The sequence below is a fragment of the uncultured Williamsia sp. genome (assembly GCF_947494875.1).
Taxonomy (GTDB): domain Bacteria; phylum Actinomycetota; class Actinomycetes; order Mycobacteriales; family Mycobacteriaceae; genus Williamsia_A.
The window spans coordinates 350,793-367,765 of the sequence record NZ_CANLWM010000005.1; the positions used below are offsets into that span (position 1 = coordinate 350,793).

Consider the following 16,973-nt stretch of genomic DNA (forward strand, 5'->3'; position numbering starts at 1 on the left):
CCCGCCCGCCCCTGCTCAGACGAGGCGGTCCTCGAGTCGACCGCCGTCCATCGTCCATCGCCGTGTGGCGCGGACCGTGTCGAGCATGCGTCGGTCGTGCGTGACCAGCAGCAGGGTGCCGTCGAAGCTGTCGAGCGCGGACTCGAGCTGTTCGATCGCGGGCAGGTCGAGGTGGTTCGTCGGCTCGTCGAGCACGAGCAGGTTCACCCCGCGGGCCTGCAGCAGTGCCAGTGCCGCGCGCGTGCGTTCGCCGGGGGAGAGGTCGGCGGCGGGACGTAGCGCGTCGTCGCCGCGGAGGCCGAACTTCGCGAGCAGCGTCCGCACGTCGGCCTCCGTCTCGTCCGGGACCCGGTCGCGGAACGCCTCGGTGAGCGACTGCGGCCCGGTGAAGACGCCTCGGGCCTGGTCGATCTCGCCGAGTTCGACCCCCGACCCGGTCGAGACGGTGCCGCGGTCGGGTGGTGTACGCCCGAGGATCACCGACAGCAGCGTCGACTTCCCGGACCCGTTGCGGCCGGTCACCAGGATGCGGTCGCCGGCGTCGATGCTCGTCGAGACGGGCCCCAGGGTGAAGTCGTCGCGGGTGACGACGACGTCGTGCAGTGTCGCGACCACGCCACCGCCCCGGGGTGCGCGGGCGATCTCCATGCGGAGTTCCCATTCCTTGCGGGGTTCCTCGACGACGTCGAGTCGTTCGATCCGTCGTTGCGTCTGACGGGCTTTCGCCGCCTGCTTCTCCGTCGACTCCGCCCGGTGTTTGCGGGTGATGGTGTCGTTGTCGGTGGCCTTGCGGCGGGCGTTGCGGACACCGTGCTCGAGCCAGTTGCGTTGAGTACGAACGCGTTCCTCGAGTCCCGCCTTGGTGTCGGCGTACTCCTCGAAGCGTTCCCGCGCATGGCGCCGAGCGATCTCCCGTTCGGCGAGGTAGGCCTCGTAGCCACCGGAGTACGCGGCGACGGTGTTCTGTGCGCGGTCGAGTTCGACGATCCCGGTGGCGGTGCGGGCGAGGAACTCCCGGTCGTGGCTGACCAGCATCATCGCCGCCGGGGTCTCCTGGACGAAGCGTTCGAGGCGTGCGAGGCCCGCGAGGTCGAGGTCGTTGGTGGGCTCGTCGAGGAGCAGGACGTCGAAGCGGGACAACAGGATCGCGGCGAGACCGGCGCGGGCCGCCTGCCCACCGGACAGCGCGGTCATCGCCGTGGCCGGATCGACGTCGAGACCGACGTCGGCGAGGGCACCGGCGACCCGGTCGTCGAGGTCGGCTCCGCCGAGGGCGAGCCACCGTTCGAGCGCCGGCGTGTAGGTGTCGTCGGTCGCGTCGGCGAGTGCCGCCGCGGCGGTGTCCATCGCGTCCTGCGCATCCGTGACACCCGTGCGGCGGGAGAGGAATGCCAGGACCGACTCGTCGGGACGTCGGTCGACCTCCTGGGTGAGGAGCCCGATGGTGGCGTCGGGCGGGGTGAGGGTGATCGCGCCGGTGTGATCGGCGTCGGACACGCCCGCGATCACACCGAGCAGCGTCGACTTCCCCGCGCCGTTGGCACCGACGAGCCCGACGACATCGCCGGGTGCCACGACCAGGTCGAGCCCGTCGAACAGGACGCGGTTGCCCCGCGATGCGCCGACGTCGTCCAGGTGCAGGACCGCGCTCATGCCCCGATCAGTTCGGATCGCAGCACATCGAGGCTGACACCGCCGAGACGCAGTGCGCGCGTGTGGAACTCCTTCAGCGTGCCGTCGGGGTGTGCCGTGCGGAACTCGTCGCGCGCCTGTTCCCAGACGCGTTGGCCGAGGGCGTACGACGGCGCCTGCCCCGGCCATCCCAGGTATCGGTTGCGTTCGAACATCAGCACCGTCCGGTCCATCGCGACGGCCTGGGTCAGGAACGACCACATCGTGTCGGCGTCCCACGTCCCGCCGCCGACCGACTCGGGGGCCGGCAGACCGCAGTGCAGACCGATGTCGACGACGACCCGTGCGGCGCGCAGACGCTGGGAGTCGAGCATGCCCATCCGGTCGCCGTCGTCGTCGAGCCAGCCGAGGTCGGCCATGAGGCGCTCGGCGTAGAGAGCCCACCCCTCGCCGTGGCCCGAGGTGAACGAGGCCAGCTTGCGCCACCGGTTGAGTTCCGGGCTCACCATCGCCGACCCGATCTGCAGGTGGTGGCCCGGCACACCCTCGTGGAAGACGGTGGTCGTCTCCTGCCAGGTGTGGAACACGTCCTGCTCCGGCGGCACCGACCACCACATGCGGCCGGGGCGGCGCATGTCCTCGCTGGGCGCGGTGTAGTAGATGATCCCGGTGGCCGACGGTGCGAGCATGCACTGCAGTGCCGTCAGGTTCTCGGGGATCTCGAAGTGGGTGTCGCGCACCGCGTCCAGCGAGCGGTCGGAGAGTTCCTGCATCCACGCGACGAACGCGTCGCGGTCGGTGACGCGGTGGCGGGGGTCCTCGTCGAGCGCCGCGAGCGCGCCGGCCACACCCGCGCCCGGGGCGATGCGCTCGGCCAGGCTCTCCTGCTCGGCCACGATGGTGGCGAGGTGGTCCAGACCCCAGGCGTAGGCCTCGTCGGGGTCGATCGCCGTGCCCACGAACTCGGCCGACCACAGGCGGTACACGTCGCGCCCGACGGCGTCGGCGGGATCGGCGCGATCGGCGACGGATTCCCGCAGGTGCCGTTGCAGCCGCGAGAACGCCTCTCCCGCGGCGGCGTGCGCGAGGTCGAGATGGCGCTGCATCGACGGGTCCTGCGCGACCACCCGGTCGACCGTGGCGCGGACCGCGTCCGCGGCGGTGCCGCACTGGTCGGCGACGAGGCCGACCTGTCGGCGGGCGATCGGCGGGCCCGAGGCCAGTCGACGGTCGAGGCCGGCGATGACGGTGTCGACGGCGGTGGGTATCGCGGTCACGCGGGCGAGGACGGCGCCGCGATCGGCCTCGTCGTCGACGCCCATCAGGTCGAACACGTCGCGGATCGCCTGCAACGGCGAGGCGATGACGTTGATCTCGCCGACGCGCAGCCCCGCGTCGTCGACGGCGACGGCCCGCGACAACTGGTCGGTCATCGTGGCGATGGTGACGCGGTCGACGTCGTCGGCCGGTGTCGCCGTCGACAGTCGGCGCAGGGTGTCGCGGATGATGTCGGTGCGCTCGGCGACCGCGGCGGGGGAGTAGTCGGTGAGCCGGTGCTCGTGGCCCGACACACCGAGATCCGTGGCGGCGATCGGGTCCGCGGCACACACGCGGGCGAGGTGGTCCTCGGCGATCGCGTCGACCTCCGTGGGGGTACGGGCGGGGGTGCTCACAGGCGGGCTCCTCGTGTCGGTGCTGTTGTCGGCGGACCTGTTCCCACAGGCCGGGATCTACAGGCTGCGGGCGGAGAACGTGTCGCAGGACGCCGGATCGCCTGTGCGATAGCCGGTCTGGAACCACCGGACACGCTGCGCGGACGATCCGTGGGTCCAGCCCTCCGAGTCGTTCCTGCCGGACAGCGTGTCGTCGCCGATGGCCTTCGCGGTCTGGATCACCTCGGAGATCTGCTCCTGGGAGATGGGCGCGAGCATCGCGTCGGGCCCCTTGTCGGCGTGTTCGGCCCACACACCGGCGTAGCAGTCGGCCTGCAGCTCCAGGCGCACCGAGCCCGACGTGGCGCCGCGGGACCCGAGCCGTTGCGCCTCCTCCATCGTCCCCATCAGGTTCTGTACGTGGTGACCGAACTCGTGCGCCACCACGTACTCCTGGGCGAGCGGCCCGTTGCTGCCGCCGAGCTGGTCGGACAGCGTCGTGAAGAACGTCGGGTCGAAGTAGGCGGTGCGGTCGCCGGGGCAGTAGAACGGCCCCACCGACGACGTCGCCGAACCACAGCCGCCGGTGCTGATCGCGTCGGCGAAGATCACGGTCTTCGGCTTCGTGTAGCCCTGCATCAGGGTCGGCCACACCTCGTCGAGGCTGTTGGTGGTGGCCACGATCCGGCAGATGGTGTCGGAGTTCGCCTTCTGCACCGTGCAGCTGTCGATCTGCTGCTGGATGGCCTGATTCGTGGTGCCCTGACTCGTCGACGACGATCCACCGTCGCCGCCGAGGATGTCGCCGGGGTTCACCCCGAACAGAACGGCCACGATCGCGACGATCAGCCCGGCACCACCCCCGAGCGCGATCCGCCCACGACCTCCGCCGCCACCGCCGCCGGACACCCCGCTCGTGTCGAGCGGACCGTCACCCTGGAACGTCATGCCACCCCTTCGTGCCCACCACCGACGGGCGTCGAGTCGGACATCTGATCGTACGTAGGATGAGCGGCGCCGTGGGGCCGACCGCAGGCACCCCCGGAGAGTCTCGAGAGAGGACGCACGTGCTGCGCACGCATTCCGCCGGATCCCTCCGTGCCGACGACGCCGGGGGATCGGTGACGGTCGTCGGCTGGGTGGCCCGCCGCCGCGACCACGGTGGCGTGGTGTTCATCGACCTGCGCGACAACACCGGTCTGGTGCAGGTCGTCTTCCGCGACGAGGCCGTGGCCGAGGCGGCCCACCGTCTGCGCGCCGAGTTCTGCGTCCGCGTCGTCGGCGACGTCGAGGTCCGTCCCGAGGGCAGCGAGAACGCCTCCCTCGCCTCCGGGGCGATCGAGATCAACGCGACCGAGCTCGAGGTGCTGAACGCCTCCGCGCCGCTGCCGTTCCAGCTCGACGAGACGCCGGGGGAGGAGGCGCGGCTGCGCTACCGCTACCTGGACCTGCGTCGCCAGGGGCCCGGGAACGCGCTGCGCCTGCGGTCGAAGGTGAACGCCGCCGCCCGCGGTGTCCTCGCCGACCACGACTTCGTCGAGATCGAGACGCCGACGTTGACGCGCTCGACGCCCGAGGGCGCCCGCGACTTCCTGGTCCCGGCGCGTCTGCGCCCCGGATCGTTCTATGCACTCCCGCAGAGCCCGCAGCTGTTCAAGCAGCTGCTGATGGTGGCCGGGATGGAGCGGTACTACCAGATCGCCCGCTGCTACCGCGACGAGGACTTCCGCGCCGACCGTCAGCCCGAGTTCACCCAGCTCGACGTCGAGATGAGCTTCGTCGACCAGGACGACGTGATCGCGCTGGCCGAGCAGATCCTCGTCGCGCTGTGGTCGCTGATCGGTGTGCAGGTGCAGACCCCGATCTCGCGCATGACCTACGCCGAGGCGATGCGTCGCTACGGTTCCGACAAGCCCGACCTGCGCTTCGATCTCGAGCTCGTCGAGTGCACGGACTTCTTCGCCGACACCCCGTTCCGTGTCTTCCAGGCGCCCTACGTCGGTGCCGTCGTCATGCCGGGCGGCGCGAGTCAGCCCCGCCGGACGCTCGACGCGTGGCAGGAGTGGGCCAAGCAGCGCGGCGCGAAGGGCCTCGCCTACGTCCTCGTCGCCGACGACGGCACCCTCGGCGGTCCGGTCGCGAAGAACCTGTCCGACGCCGAGCGCGAGGGTCTCGCCGCCCACGTCGGCGCGAAGCCGGGCGACTGCGTCTTCTTCGCCGCCGGCCCCGCGAAGGCGCAGCGTGCACTGCTCGGTGCCGCGCGCGGGGAGATCGCGTCGCGCCTGGGTCTCATCGACCCCGACGCGTGGGCGTTCACCTGGATCGTCGACGCGCCGCTGTTCGAGCCGACCGCCGACGCCACCGCGGGTGGCGACGTCGCCGTGGGGTCCGGGGCCTGGACCGCCGTGCACCACGCGTTCACCTCGCCCAAGCCGGAGTCGCTCGACACCCTCGAGTCCGATCCCGGCGCGGCCCTGGCCTACGCCTACGACATCGTCTGCAACGGCAACGAGATCGGCGGCGGCAGCATCCGCATCCACCGGCGCGACGTTCAGGAGCGCGTGTTCGCGATCATGGGCATCGACCATGCCGAGGCGCAGGAGAAGTTCGGCTTCCTCCTCGACGCGTTCTCCTTCGGCGCCCCGCCCCACGGCGGCATCGCGTTCGGCTGGGACCGCATCACGGCGCTGCTCGCCGGCGAGTCCTCGATCCGCGAGGTGATCGCGTTCCCGAAGTCCGGCGGCGGCGTCGACCCGTTGACCGACGCCCCCGCGCCGATCACCGCCGCGCAGCGCAAGGAGTCCGGCATCGACGCGAAGCCCGCCCCCCGGGGCGGCACGGACCCCGCGACCCCCGCCGGCTGACCGGCCGTCGATGCTGCACCTGCGGGTGATCGTCCCGGCCGACGAGTCCGCGGAGGTCCTCGACCACCTGCGGTCGGCGGTGGGCGTCACCCACGTCGTCGTCAGCCCCGGTGCCGCCGTCGACCCCGTCGGTGACCTCCTGCAGGCCGACGTCACCCGGGAGGCCGCCGACGCGGTGCTCGACGCCCTGACCGCTCGCGGACTGCAGCATCGGGGCGCGATCACCATGGAGCCGCTCGACACCGTCCTCTCCGACGCGGCGGTCCGGGCGGAGAAGGAGGCGCCGGGTGATCCCGACGACGCCATCGTCTGGCACGAACTCACCGGCCGGACCCGCGACGACGCCACCCTGAGCGTCACGTTCCTCGCCTTCCTCACCATCGCGTGTCTGCTCGCCGCGGTCGGGGTCATCACCGACTCACCGGTGACGGTGGTGGGCGCGATGGTCGTCGGACCCGAGTTCGGCCCGCTCGCCGGCATCGCCGTGGGTGCGGTGGCCCGCCGGGCCGACCTGGCGCGGCGGTCGCTGATCGCCCTGCTCGTCGGGTTCCCCGTCGCCATGGTCGTCACCGGCCTGGCTGCGCTGGCGGCCGAGGCGGTCGGGCTCGTCGAACTCCGCGACGTGACCTCCGCCGACCAGGTCGACTTCATCTACCAGGTCGGGGTGTTCTCGTTCGTGGTCGCGGTCCTCGCGGGGGCGGCCGGCATGCTCTCGCTGGTCTCGGCGAAGTCCGCGGCCCTGGTCGGCGTCTTCATCTCGGTGACGACGGTGCCCGCGGCCGGGTACGCGGTGATCGCGGCGACCCTGGGACAGTGGGCGGTCGCCGCGGAGTCGGCCGCCCAGCTCGCCGTCAACATGATCGGGATCGTGCTCGCCGGGGCGGGCGTGCTCTGGGCACATCGGGCGGCGGCCCGGCGGCGCGCGGCCCGCGCGTCCTGACCTCGAAAGTCCCAGCGGGAGCGGCTCGCCCACGGGTGACGTCACACCCGCTCGTGCGGTGGGTCCCGCCGATGTGTGATGGGATCGGGGACACCGCCGGGCACCCGAGCTCCGACCAGGCCGGCGCCGGGAAGGACTCTCCGCCGTGACGATCAAGGTCGCCCTCGAGCACCGGACGAGCTACACCTTCGACCGTCCCGTCACCATCCATCCCCACGTGGTCCGGCTGCGACCAGCGCCGCACTCGCGGACGCCGATCGAGGCCTACTCGCTGCGGGTCGAGCCCGACGACCACTTCGTCAACTGGCAACAGGACGCGTTCAGCAACTACCAGGCACGCCTGGTGTTCCCGACCCCGGCGACGTCGCTGACCATCACCGTGGACCTCGTCGCCGACCTGACCTCGGTCAACCCGTTCGACTTCTTCGTCGAGGAGGCGGCGCAGGAGACCGGGTTCGTCTATGGCGACGCACTCCGCGCCGACCTCGAGCCCTACCTGCGGGATGTCGCACCGACCGGCCGGCACGCCGAACGCACGGCGGGTGGGGACGGCGCCGCACCGCTCGTCGACGAGTGGGTCGCCGCCCACCGCCCGTCGCCGGGCACCCGCACCATCGACCACCTCGTCGCCGTGAACCGGGCGTTGCGCGACGACATCGGGTACACCGTGCGGCTCGAGGCCGGCGTGCAGACCCCCGAACACACGCTGTCGTCGGCGATCGGCTCCTGTCGGGACTCGGCGTGGCTGCTCGTCGCGATCCTGCGGCGCATGGGACTGGCTGCGCGGTTCGTCTCGGGCTACCTCGTGCAACTCACCTCCGACATCCCCGCCGTCGACGGGCCGTCGGGTCCGTCGGCGGACTTCACCGACCTGCACGCCTGGACCGAGGTGTACCTGCCCGGCGCGGGCTGGGTGGGCATGGACCCGACCTCGGGCCTGTTCGCCGGCGAGGGGCACATCCCGCTCGCGGCGACCCCGGCGCCTGGCGGCGCCGCGCCCATCACCGGCGCGACCGGTCCGTGTCACGCGACGATGGACTTCTCGAACACGGTCACACGGTTCCACGAGGACCCGCGGGTCACGTTGCCGTACACCGACGACCAGTGGCGGCGTGTCGTCGACCTCGGCGCCCACGTGGACGACCTGATGGCGTCGCAGGGTGTCGACCTGACCATGGGCGGCGAACCGACGTTCGTGTCGATCGACGACCAGACGTCACCGGAGTGGACGACCGCCGCGGACGGGCCGCACAAGCGGCGTCGGGCGTCGGTGCTCGCCGAGAGCCTGCGTGAGAAGTACGCCCCCCATGGCCTCGTGCAGCGCAGCCAGGGCAAGTGGTACCCCGGGGAGCCGTTGCCGCGCTGGCAGATCGCGTTGATGTGGCGCACCGACGGGGAGGCCCTGTGGACCCGGCCCGAGCTGCTCGCCGACCCCTGGCCCGACGACGACGCCGCCCGGCGGTCCATGGCGGGTGAGCCCTCGACGCCCACCGCGGCGACGGCGGCGCGGTCCCGGAGGTTCATCGAGGCGGTCGCCGCCGCGCTGCACCTGCCGACGACGACCGTCGCACCCGCCTACGAGGACCCACTCCTGGCGCTCGCGGACTCGCTGCGCCGCCCCGTCGGGACCCCCGCGCCCGCGACGGCGATCGCGGACGACGCGCCCGACCTCGGACCCGACGACGACTCTGCCGACCGACGGGCCGCGTTGCTCGCCGCGCTCGACGCACCTGTCGTCGACGCGACCGCGCACGTGCTGCCGATCAGCCGCACCGAGGACGACGCGGCGTGGGAGTCGACCCCGTGGACGACTCGGCGCAAGCGATTGGTGCTGTCGGCGGGGACATCCCCGGCCGGCCTCCGACTCCCGTTGGGATCGCTGTCGTGGTCGGCCCCGCCGCTGCTGCCGGACACGGACCCCACGGCACCGACACCGGCACTGCGCGCTCCCGGACCGCCGCCGGAGGTGACGATCGTGGCGCCGGGGGCCACCTCGCCACCGCCCGCCACCGACCCCGAGACCCGGCCGGTGCCGCGTACCGCCGTCGTCGCCGAGGTCCGCGACGACGTCCTCCACGTCTTCCTGCCGCCGACACAGACGCTGGAGGACTTCGTCGACCTGGTGTCCGCGGTGGAGGAGGCGGCCGCCCGCACCGGCGAGCCGGTCGTCGTCGAGGGATACGGCCCGCCCGCCGACGCCCGGCTCCAGTCGCTGTCGGTGACGCCGGACCCGGGTGTCATCGAGGTCAACGTGCAACCGACCGCGTCCTTCGCCGAGCAGTCGGAGTTGTTGGGCGAGTTGTACTCCCAGGCCCGTCTGGCGCGCCTGGGCACCGAGTCCTTCGACCTCGACGGCTCCCACGGGGGTACCGGTGGCGGCAACCACATCACGCTGGGTGGTGTCACCCCCGCGCGGTCCCCGTTGCTGCGACGGCCGGACCTGCTCGTCTCGATGATCGCCTACTGGCAGCGGCACCCGTCGCTGTCGTACCTGTTCTCGGGCCGGTTCGTCGGCACCACCTCGCAGGCGCCCCGCGCCGACGAGGGTCGCGAGGACGCGCTCTACGAACTCGAGATCGCGTTCGCCGAGATCGACCGTCTCTCCCGGGACGGACACACCGCGCCGTGGACCGTCGACCGCGCGCTGCGCCACCTGCTCACCGACATCACCGGCAACACCCACCGGGCCGAGTTCTGCATCGACAAGCTGTACAGCCCGGACTCCGCGCGGGGACGCCTCGGCCTGCTGGAGCTGCGCGCGTTCGAGATGCCGCCGCACCACCGGATGGCGATGGTGCAGTCGCTGCTGGTCCGCTGCCTGGTCGCCTGGTTCTGGCAGCACCCGTTCCGTGGTCGGCTCATCCGGCACGGTGCCGAGCTGCACGGCCGACATCTGTTGCCGCACCACGTCATCGCCGACATCGCTTCGGTCGCCGCGGACCTGCGCGACGCCGGACTCGACTTCGACACCGCCTGGCTCGACCCGTTCACCGAGTTCCGGTTCCCCCGCCTGGGGACCGTCGCCATCCGCGGCCACGAGATCGAGCTGCGCGGTGCGATCGAACCGTGGAACACGCTGGGGGAGGAGTCGACCGGGACCGGGACGGCCCGCTACGTCGACTCCTCGGTGGAGCGTGTGCAGGTCCGGGTCACCGGCAGCGACGACGACCGGTTCGTGCTGACCTGCAACGGGATCCCCGTCCCGCTGGCCGCCACCGAACGCCCGGGCGAACGGGTCGCCGGCATCCGGTTCCGGGCGTGGCAGCCGCCGAGCGCGTTGCACCCGACGATCAGCATCGACTCGCCCCTCGTCTTCGACCTCGTCGACACCGTCACCGGCCGATCGGTGGGCGGCGCGACCTACCACGTCGTGCATCCCGGCGGACGTTCCTACGAGCGGCCCCCGGTGAACGCCGTCGAGGCCGAGTCCCGACGCAACGGCCGGTTCGAGGCCATCGGTCACACCCCCGGACAGGTCGACGTGGCGTCGATCCGCGAGATGCGTGCCCGCCTGGCCGTCGACGTCGGTGTGCCGGGCATCCTCGACCTGCGCCGGGCACGTACGGTTTTGAGGTGACATCGGCCCGGACACCGTTCGACGCGACGTCGGCGACGTCCGGCGACGGGCCCGCCGCCGGGCTGATCGAGACCTACCGGGCCGAGCGGTTCGGACTCTTCGACGCCGCCGACCCCCGCGACCTCGGTGCCGGCGGTGTCCCGCACGACGAGTTCGTCGACCCCGACGGCGCCATCCGCCCGCAGTGGTCGGAACTGGTCGACGCCTACGCCCGCGCCGGTGAACCCGGCCTCACCCGCACCGATGCGCGGTTGGCCGCGATGGTCGCCGACGAGGGCATCACCTACACACCGATCGACGACCACCCGCAGTCGCCTGCCTCGCCGGTGCCCTGGCGCCTCGACAGCGTCCCGATCGTGCTCGACGGCGAGACCTGGGCGGACGTCGAAGCCGGTGTCGCGCAACGCTGCCGACTCCTCGACGCGCTTCTGGCCGACCTGTACGGCCCGCAGCGGACCATCGAGGAGGGGATCGTCGCACCGGAGATGGTGTTCGGTCACCCGGGGTGGGTCGCGAAGGTCGGTGCCGGTGCACCCGCCGGGACACGGTCGCTGGTCCTGCACGCCGCAGACCTCGGCCGCCTGCCCGACGGCGCGGTCGCGGTGTGGGGTGACTACACCGGCGCCCCGTCGGGCATCGGGTACGCCCTGGCCGACCGGCGCATCGTGTCCCGGGTGCTCGCCGGACCCTTCGGGCGGGCCGTGCCGCGCCCGATCACCTCGTTCGCCGCGGCGCTGCGGGTCGCGCTCGTCGACGCGGCCCCGAGCGGTGTCGACGACCCGACGATCGTCGTCCTCAGTCCGGGATCGCTGTCGGAGACGTATTTCGACCAGGTCACCGTGGCGACCCACCTGGGTGTCCCGCTCGTCGAGGGCTCCGACCTGCTGGTCCGCAACGGCGCGGTGTACATGCGTTCGCTCGGCAGCTTCAAACGCGTCGACGTCGTCCTGCGCCGTGTCGACGCCGCCTGGTGCGACCCGCTGGACCTGCGGACCGACTCGCGCCTCGGTGTCGCCGGTCTCGTCGAGGCGGTCGCGCGGGGCGCGGTCACGGTGGTGAACACCCTCGGCAGCGGCGTCGTGGAGAACCCGGCGCTCCACACCGTCGCCGAGGCGCTGGCGCGAGCCCTGCTCGACGAGGAGCTGATCCTGCGTCCCGTCGACACGTGGTGGGCGGGCGATCCCTCCGGTGCCGACGAGATCCGCCGTCGCGTCGGCGATCTCGTGATCGACAACGTCCGCACCGGTGAGCGGTTCGTCGGGCCCGAACTCGCCGCGGCGACGCGTGACACCCTGCGCGCCCGGGTGGACGCGGATCCCTGGCAGTGGGTGGGACGCGCCTGCCCGACGTTCTCGGTGAGCCCGGGCGCCGTCACCGTGCCGGGCGGACGGTCGCGACTGCGGCCCGCATCGGTGGCCCTGCGCACCTTCGCCGTCGCGCACGGCACCGGCTACACGGTGATGCCCGGCGGACTGGGGCAGGTCCTCGCCGACGGGATCGCCGGGGCGGGACTGCGCTCGGTCGCGGCGAAAGACGTCTGGGTGGTCGCCCCCGAACCCGCGGGCGACGCGCGCGTCACCGAGACGTCGGTCGCGATGTCGGTGCCGAGCACCGGCGCCGCCATCGACCGGTCGACGCTGGCACCCCGTGTGCTCGCCGACCTGTTCTGGCTCGGCCGCTACGGCGAACGCACCGAGGCGACGGTGCGCATGGTGCGGGTGGCCACCGAGCGGCATCAGGCGCAGCGGTACCGGCCGCGCGCCGACGAGACCACCGTCGTCGCGCGGTTCCTCGCCGGTGTCGGCGCCGCCACCGGCACCGGACACCTCATCGAGGGCGGCGCGACGGACCTCACGGCCACGCTGGCGGCGATGACGACGGCGCGCACCGTCCCGGGCACCGTCGCGAACGCACTCGACCGCCTCGCGTCCTCGGCTCGCGCGGTCCGCGACCAGATGTCGACGAGCACATGGATGGTGCTCGGCACCGTCGAACGCGCGATGGCCGACCTGCGCACCGCCGACCCGCTCGACCTCGGCGACCTCGCCCGCGGTCACGAACAGATGCTGCACGGGATGCTCGCGCTGGCGGGCCTGCAGGCCGACTCGATGGTCCACGACCCGGGTTGGCTGTTCATGGACGCCGGGCGCCGGCTCGAGCGGATCATCCTGGTCGCCGAACTCCTGCGGGGGATCGCCGCGCAGCGGTCGGACCCGGACGTCGAGCAGGGTCTGCTCGAGGCGTTCCTCGTCGCCAACGAGTCCGCGGTCATCTACCGGCGGCGCAACCGCGCGGTGATGCGCCTGCGATCGGTCATCATGTTGTCCGTGCTCGACGAGACCAACCCGCGGTCGGTGATCTACCAGCTCGACGCCCTGCGCGACGACTGGGACGCCATGCCGGACGAGGTGCGTTCGCCGTCGGTGGAGCGCACCGTCGCCGACCTGGTCGCCGACGTGCGCCGTGTGGAGATCGGCGACCTCGTCGCCACCGACGACGCCGGTGCACGCGGCGACCTCGACCAGCTGTTGGCGCGGCTGTCCCAGGGCGCGCGGTCGGTGTCCGACCAGCTGGGCCGTACCCGCTTCGCGCCGCCGCGCGACCTGCAGCCGCTGTGGGGCGGCGCGCGCGCCCAGGTGCCGTGACCCCGGACCCCGCCATGGTCGACCCCGTCGCGCCGGCCCCGGTCGCGGAGGACCCCGTCCCTGCTGGCACCCGCCGCTACGCCGTCACCCATCGCACGACCTACTCCTACGACGACCTCGTCAGCTCCTCCTTCGGGCGCTGCCACCTGCTGCCACGAGATTTGCCCGGCCAACGGGTGTTGGAGGCCGCCGTCACCGTCGACCCCGAGCCGGCGGACCGGTCGACCGGCACCGACGTCTTCGGCAACGCCGACACGTACTTCCACGTACGCACACCCCACCGACGGCTCGAGGTGACCGGCACCTCGCTCGTCGACGTCGACCCGATCGCACCCGACCTCGTGGAGCGGGGCCCCGCCCTCGACCCGTGGGAGTCCCACCGGCCCGGCCGGGACCGGCACCCGAGGTCGGTGGTGTACGTCCTCGACCTCGACCCGCCGGAGATCACCGACGTCGTGCGCGACTACGCGGCCGGTGTCCTCACCCCGGGGCGTCCGCTGATCGACGTCGTCGTCGACCTCACCACCCGGATCCACGCCGACTTCACCTACCGCTCCGGCTCGACCGCGGTCAGCACCCGGGTCGCGACGGTGATGGACCGCCGGGAGGGGGTGTGCCAGGACTTCGCGCGCGTCGCCGTCGCCTGCCTGCGCAGTCACGGCCTGGCCGCCCGCTACGTGTCCGGCTATCTGGCGACCGAACCGCCCCCCGGACGCGACCGCGTCGTCGGTGCCGACGCGAGCCACGCGTGGGCCGCCGTGGGCACGTCCGACGGCCGCTGGATCGCGTTCGACCCGACCAACGACACGCTCGTGGGTGAGAGGCACGTCACAGTCGCCGTCGGACGGGACTATGATGACGTACCGCCCCTGCGGGGCGTGATCTACACCGACGCGACATCGAGCTCCATCGAGGTCTCCGTCGACGTCGCCCCGCAGCCGCCGACGCCCGAGAACCGGGCGGACACCCGCGCGCAAGCAGCGACGCCCGGGTCACCGCACACCACTACTGCGAACGGGCACGACACCGTGTGAACGGATGGGCGTGTCCGGCGCGTTGGGTAGGTTGAATGGCGATGACCGTGACCACCGAACCCCGCCTGGCCGGGGCCGTGCGGACCGCCGAACGGGTGCTGAGTTCCCGCGCCGGCGTCCAGGTCGATCTCACCGATCCCGTGGACCTCGGGGGCAGCGGTCGTACCGATGTCGTCCGCGTCCGCGTCGCATCGAACCCGGTGACGATGGACCGCACGCTGGTCATCAAGGTCTGGCCCACCGACGAACCCGGCGACGCGTTCGCCCGGGAGCTGGCCTCGTACAAGTACGCCACCGCGCTACCGGTGCCCTCTCGCCCCGGCCCCCACCTCATCGCGTTCGACCACCGTGCCCGGGTCATCGTCCTCAGCGACCTCGGTCACGGTCGGTCGATGGTCGAGATGCTCTCCGCGACCGATCTCGACGCCGCCGAACGCGTCGTGAGTGCTTGGGGGCAGGCCCTGGGTCGGATGCACGCCGCCACCGTCGGCGGTGAGCAGGACTTCGCCGCCCTGCTCCGACACGGTCCCGACCGCAGCACCGCCGAGTCGCTCGCCGTCCATCTCGACGCCGGGGTCGCACTCGCCCCCGAGGTGCTCGCCGACGACCTCGGCGTCGGCGCGGCGCCCGAGTTCGTCGACGTGCTGCGGCGCGGCGCGGAGCTGGTCCGCGAGGGCGACCACCGCGCGTTCAGCCCCTCTGACGTCGGACCGCCGAACATCCTCATCAACGACGCCGGCGTGCAGTTCATGGACTACGAGTGGGGCGGTTTCCGCGACGCCACCCTCGACATCGCCTACGCCTGCCTCACCTGCTCCTCTGCGCTGGCACCCGCCCTCGACGCCCACCGCGACGACCTCGTGACGGGCATGATCGACGCGTGGCGCTCGGAGGTGCAGTCGATCTGGCCGTCGCTCGGACACGACGGGGAGCTGAATCGCAAGATGCTCGTCGCCCGCACCCTCTGGGTGTGGATGTCGACGCTGTGGATGCTGCCGGTCGACCTCGACGACGACAGCCACGCCCGCGGGCTGGCGTTGCGCACCGGCGACCCGACCGTGGTCGTGGGCCGGTGGCGCGATCTCGCCGAGGCGGCACGCCGCACCGGCGTCCCCGAGGTGGCCGACTGCTCGGCGGCGATCGCCGAGGCGCTGGACGCCGCCTGGCTGCGGTGACCCCACCGGACGGGCCGTGACCGACACCGGCGAGAGGGGGCTGTTCGACCCCCCGGCCCCCGAGGTCGACGCCGGCACCGGACCGCTGCCCGTCGACGCCGGCGGGCCCCTGGCGGTGCGGATGCGCCCGCGATCGCTCGACGAGGTCGTCGGGCAGGACCACCTCCTGGGCACCGGGTCGCCGCTGCGCCGACTCGTCGAGGGCTCCGGGGCGGCGTCGGTGTTGCTGTACGGCCCGCCCGGTACCGGCAAGACGACGATGGCCTCGCTGATCTCGACGGCAACCGGCCGCCGCTTCGTCGCCCTCTCGGCGCTGTCGGCGGGAGTGAAGGAGGTCCGGTCCGTCATCGAGACCGCCCGGCGGGCGCTCGTCGCGGGCGAGCAGACGGTGCTGTTCATCGATGAGGTCCACCGCTTCTCCAAGACCCAGCAGGATGCCCTCCTCGACGCGGTCGAGAACCGGATCGTCCTGCTGGTCGCGGCCACCACCGAGAACCCGTCGTTCTCCGTCGTCGCGCCGCTGTTGTCGCGGTCGCTGGTGCTGCAGCTCAACCCCCTCGGCGACGAGGCGATACGAACCGTCCTCCGGCGGGCCGTCGACGACCCGCGCGGGCTCGGCGGCCGCGTCCGCGTCGCCGACGACGCGCTCGAGCACATCGTCGCGCTCGCCGGCGGCGACGCACGCCGGGGACTGACCGCCCTCGAGGTGGCAGCCGGTGCCGTGCAGGAGGGCCCCCGTCCCGACGCTTCCGCCGACGGCCCGCCGACCGTCGACCTCGCCGACGTCGAGGCCGCGATGGACCGCGCCGCGGTCCGCTACGACCGCGACGGCGACCAGCACTACGACGTCATCAGCGCGTTCATCAAGTCGATCCGCGGGTCCGACGTCGACGCGGCCGTGCACTACCTCGCCCGGATGATCAGCGCGGGGGAGGACCCCCGCTTCATCGCGCGGCGCCTGATGATCCACGCCAGCGAGGACATCGGCATGGCCGACCCGACCGCCATCCAGGTCGCCGTCGCCGCGGCTCAGGTCGTCGCGCTGGTCGGGATGCCGGAGGCCCGCCTGGCGCTCACGCAGGCGACCATCCACCTCGCCACCGCACCGAAGTCGGGCGCGGTCGTCTCGGCGATCGGCACGGCGATGTCCGACGTGGCGGCGGGCAAGGCGGGCGCGGTGCCGCCGCATCTGCGCGACGGCCACTACGCGGGCGCGACCGCCCTGGGCAACGCCCAGGGCTATCGCTACCCCCACGACGATCCCGATGGGGTGCTACCCCAGCAGTACCCGCCGGACGAACTCGTCGGTACCGACTACTACATCCCGACCGACCACGGTGCCGAACGCACGCTGGGACCCCGCGTCGAGCGACTGCGGGCGATCGTGCGCGACACCCGGGGCGGGACACGACGGGCCGGGAAGGACTGACCCCCCGGTAGGGTGGACACGCTCT

Annotated in this window: 10 protein-coding genes; 7 read left to right on the forward strand and 3 right to left on the reverse strand. The window is 72.5% G+C overall.

All coding sequences use genetic code 11. From position 1 onward, the window contains the following. Positions 1-15: 15 nt before the first annotated feature. From Q1A98_RS14005 to Q1A98_RS14015, 3 genes are read right to left on the reverse strand one after another with little or no spacing between them, the layout of a single operon-like run. A complete protein-coding gene (locus tag Q1A98_RS14005; protein WP_299574525.1) occupies positions 16-1,653 on the reverse strand; it encodes an ABC-F family ATP-binding cassette domain-containing protein in 1,638 nt (545 codons plus the stop codon). Then, on the reverse strand, positions 1,650-3,305 hold the full coding sequence (locus Q1A98_RS14010; protein WP_299574527.1) for a DUF885 domain-containing protein: 1,656 nt from the start codon (positions 3,303-3,305) through the stop codon (positions 1,650-1,652). Before Q1A98_RS14010 ends, Q1A98_RS14005 begins: the two co-directional genes overlap by 4 nt. Positions 3,306-3,362: 57 nt before the next feature. Beyond that, positions 3,363-4,232, reverse strand: a complete 870-nt coding sequence (locus Q1A98_RS14015; protein WP_299574529.1) for a neutral zinc metallopeptidase — start codon at positions 4,230-4,232, stop codon at positions 3,363-3,365. A 119-nt stretch (positions 4,233-4,351) separates the two neighbouring features. Between Q1A98_RS14015 and aspS the strand changes: the two genes are divergently transcribed. The 7 genes from aspS (at position 4,352) to Q1A98_RS14050 (ending at position 16,948) form a co-directional block, all read left to right on the forward strand. Next, positions 4,352-6,148: an aspartate--tRNA ligase gene (aspS, locus tag Q1A98_RS14020; protein WP_299574531.1), complete on the forward strand. Its 1,797-nt coding sequence runs from the start codon at positions 4,352-4,354 to the stop codon at positions 6,146-6,148. A gap of 10 nt (positions 6,149-6,158) precedes the next feature. After that, positions 6,159-7,088, forward strand: a complete 930-nt coding sequence (locus tag Q1A98_RS14025; RefSeq protein ID WP_299574533.1) for a DUF389 domain-containing protein — start codon at positions 6,159-6,161, stop codon at positions 7,086-7,088. Between the two features lie 145 nt (positions 7,089-7,233). Further along, positions 7,234-10,665, forward strand: coding sequence for a DUF2126 domain-containing protein (locus Q1A98_RS14030; RefSeq protein ID WP_299574535.1), 3,432 nt, complete (start codon positions 7,234-7,236; stop codon positions 10,663-10,665). Further along, positions 10,662-13,310, forward strand: coding sequence for a circularly permuted type 2 ATP-grasp protein (locus Q1A98_RS14035; protein WP_366943461.1), 2,649 nt, complete (start codon positions 10,662-10,664; stop codon positions 13,308-13,310). The genes Q1A98_RS14030 and Q1A98_RS14035 overlap by 4 nt, the downstream gene beginning before the upstream one ends. 14 nt (positions 13,311-13,324) lie before the next feature. Continuing rightward, complete coding sequence (locus tag Q1A98_RS14040; protein ID WP_299574713.1) at positions 13,325-14,344, forward strand: transglutaminase family protein; 1,020 nt, start codon at positions 13,325-13,327, stop codon at positions 14,342-14,344. 41 nt (positions 14,345-14,385) lie between these two features. Next, on the forward strand, positions 14,386-15,519 hold the full coding sequence (locus Q1A98_RS14045) for a phosphotransferase (RefSeq protein ID WP_299574537.1): 1,134 nt from the start codon (positions 14,386-14,388) through the stop codon (positions 15,517-15,519). Positions 15,520-15,604: 85 nt separating this feature from the next. Further along, the gene (locus Q1A98_RS14050) at positions 15,605-16,948 is read left to right on the forward strand and encodes a replication-associated recombination protein A (RefSeq protein WP_299574715.1); all 1,344 of its coding nucleotides are present in this window, start codon (positions 15,605-15,607) and stop codon (positions 16,946-16,948) included. Positions 16,949-16,973 lie beyond the last annotated feature (25 nt).

Coding starts and splice junctions, on each gene's coding strand:
- Q1A98_RS14045 (WP_299574537.1), top strand. CDS start 14,386: ATGACCGTGACCACCGAACCCCGCCTGGCCGGGGCCGTGCGGACCGCC.
- Q1A98_RS14005 (WP_299574525.1), bottom strand. CDS start 1,653: ATGAGCGCGGTCCTGCACCTGGACGACGTCGGCGCATCGCGGGGCAAC.
- Q1A98_RS14040 (WP_299574713.1), top strand. CDS start 13,325: ATGGTCGACCCCGTCGCGCCGGCCCCGGTCGCGGAGGACCCCGTCCCT.
- Q1A98_RS14015 (WP_299574529.1), bottom strand. CDS start 4,232: ATGACGTTCCAGGGTGACGGTCCGCTCGACACGAGCGGGGTGTCCGGC.
- Q1A98_RS14025 (WP_299574533.1), top strand. CDS start 6,159: ATGCTGCACCTGCGGGTGATCGTCCCGGCCGACGAGTCCGCGGAGGTC.